The organism is Micromonospora sp. NPDC005197 (assembly GCF_040608295.1).
Taxonomy (GTDB): Bacteria; Actinomycetota; Actinomycetes; order Mycobacteriales; family Micromonosporaceae; genus Micromonospora.
Genome location: NZ_JBEXHY010000259.1, coordinates 1 through 2,147, shown reverse-complemented (window position 1 = coordinate 2,147; position 2,147 = coordinate 1). Strand labels below are relative to the sequence as shown.

General features: G+C 69.0%; 1 protein-coding gene and 1 pseudogene. Both read left to right on the top strand.

Annotation, left to right across the window (positions count from 1 at the left end; all coding sequences use genetic code 11):
• On the top strand, nt 1–1,995 hold a 1,995-nt coding region (locus ABZU46_RS31655; protein WP_354863360.1), incomplete at its 5' end, for a molybdopterin dinucleotide binding domain-containing protein.
• Between the two features lie 3 nt (nt 1,996–1,998).
• Nucleotides 1,999–2,147, top strand: a pseudogene (locus ABZU46_RS31650) (4Fe-4S ferredoxin); the annotation flags it as partial.

Sequence of the window (2,147 nt, the reverse complement as noted above, 5' to 3'; positions counted from 1 at the left end):
ATGCTGATCTACTCGGTGGGGTGGACGCAGCACAGTGTGGGCGTGCAGTACATCCGTACCGGGGCGATCATCCAGTTGCTGCTGGGCAACATGGGGCGGCCGGGTGGCGGGGTGATGGCCCTGCGCGGTCACGCCAGCATCCAGGGTTCGACGGACATCCCGACGCTGTTCAACCTGCTGCCCGGCTACCTGCCGATGCCGCACCACGCCGACCACCCGACCCTCGACGAGTGGGTGGACAGCATCCGCCACCCCGGGCAGAAGGGCTTCTGGGGTGACGCGCGCGCCTACGGCGTGAACTTGCTCAAGGCGTACTGGGGTGACGCGGCCACCGCCGACAACGACTACTGCTACGGCCACCTGCCGCGGATGACCGGTGACCACGGCACCTACCAGCAGGTGCTCAACATGATCGACGGGAAGGTCAAGGGGTACTTCCTGCTCGGGCAGAACCCCGCGGTGGGCTCGGCGCACGCCCGCGCGCAGCGCCTCGGCATGGCCAACCTGGACTGGCTGGTCGTGCGGGACCTCTTCATGGTCGAGAGCGCCACGTTCTGGCAGCACGCCCCGGAGATCGAAACGGGCGAGATCGCGCCCGAGGAGTGTCGTACCGAGGTGTTCTTCCTGCCGGCCGCCTCGCACGTCGAGAAGGAGGGCACGTTCACCCAGACGCAGCGGTTGTTGCAGTGGCGGGAGAAGGCTGTCGAGCCGCCGGGCGACGCCCGCTCCGAACTGTGGTTCTTCTACCACCTCGGACGCATCGTCAGGGAGCGGTTGGCCGGCTCGACCCGGCCCCGCGACCGGGCGCTGCTCGACCTCAACTGGAACTACCCCACGCACGGTCCGCACGCCGAACCGAGCGCCGAATCGGTGCTATACGAGATCAACGGATACGAGGTGGCCAGCGGCCGACCGCTGTCGAGCTACACGGAGATGAAGGACGACGGTTCCACCGCCGGTGGCTGCTGGATCTACACCGGGGTGTACGCCGACGGCGTCAATCAGGCCGCGCGCCGCAAGCCCGGCTCGGAGCAGTCCTCGGTGGCGCTCGAATGGGGTTGGGCGTGGCCGTCCAACCGGCGGATCCTCTACAACCGTGCCTCGGCCGATCCGGAGGGCAGGCCGTGGAGCGAGCGCAAGAAGTACGTCTGGTGGGACCCGGAGAAGGCCGAGTGGACCGGCTACGACGTGCCGGACTTCGAGAAGACCAAACCGCCCTCGTACCGGCCGCCGGCCGACGCGTCCGGGCCGGCGGGGATCGCCGGCGACGACCCGTTCATCATGCAGGGCGACGGCAAGGGCTGGCTCTACGCGCCCACCGGCGTGCTGGACGGGCCGCTGCCGACGCACTACGAGCCGATCGAGTCGCCGGTGCGCAACCCGCTCTACCGCCAGCAGGCCAACCCGGCTCGCAAGGTCTACATCCATCCGATCAACACCCTCAACCCGAGCCCGCCCGAGCCGTACAGCGACGTCTTCCCGTACGTGTTCACGGTCAGCCGGCTCACCGAGCACCACACCGCCGGCGGCATGAGCCGGACCGTGCCGCACCTCGCCGAGCTGCAACCGGAGATGTTCGTCGAGGTGTCGCCGGAACTGGCCGCCCAACGCGGCCTGACCCACCTGGGCTGGGCGCACCTGGTCACCGCCCGCGCGGCCATCGAGGCGAAGGTCCTGGTCACCGACCGGATCACCCCGCTGCGGGTGGACGGTCGGATCATCCACCAGGTCTGGGTGCCGTACCACTTCGGTTACGAGGGTCTGGTCACCGGCGACTCGGCCAACGACCTGTTCGGCATCACCCTCGACCCCAACGTCCTCATCCAGGAAAGCAAGGTCGGCACGTGCGACGTGCGGCCCGGCCGACGCCCGAGGGGCCAGGATCTGCTGAACCTCGTATTCGACTACCGGCGACGGTCGGGGCACCTGACCCACCGCTACCCGCCGCTGATCACGACCGACGTCGCCGACAGCAGCAGCGACCAGGAGGCCTGACCGATGCCCCACCCCAACGCCCTGTACGGGCCGCTCGATCCGGCGCCGGACGCCGGCTATGTGGACGCGCCGCCGCGGATGGGGTTCTTCACCGACACGAGCGTGTGTATCGGGTGCAAGGCGTGCGAGGTGGCCTGCAAGGAGTGGAACGG